Origin of the sequence: Escherichia sp. AM3, assembly GCF_032029835.1 — a bacterium.
GTDB classification, from domain to species: Bacteria; Pseudomonadota; Gammaproteobacteria; order Enterobacterales; family Enterobacteriaceae; genus Escherichia; species Escherichia coli.
Genome location: NZ_JAVUPQ010000784.1, coordinates 1 through 314 on the forward strand (window position 1 = coordinate 1; position 314 = coordinate 314).

At 57.3% G+C, this 314-nt stretch carries 1 protein-coding gene; it reads right to left on the reverse strand.

What is annotated here, in order from left to right; genetic code table 11:
* Positions 1–314 (reverse strand): DcrB-related protein (locus tag RTW80_RS28350; RefSeq protein ID WP_312721431.1); only part of this gene is annotated, 314 nt, incomplete at both ends.

Sequence of the window (314 nt, forward strand, 5' to 3'; positions counted from 1 at the left end):
TCTGCATGGTCAGCAGTTTATTGTCCACCTTGCCGAGCACCACGGAGGAGTAGGCGGTCTGGCCTTTGGCAGAGATGATGCTGTCCAGCTGTTGCAGCGTGTGGCCTTTCAGTTCAACAGACTTGTTGGTGACCACCTGAAGCTGCGGGTCGCGGCTGCGCTGCTGATCTTCCAGGCGTTTGGCCAGCACGCCAAGATCTTCGCTGGTATCGTCACCGACGATCACAATCACCGCTTTTTGGCCGGTGGCATCGGAATAGACGTGCATATTGTTCGCCTGGGTACCCAGCTTACCGCTCTGGTCGGTCATGTCC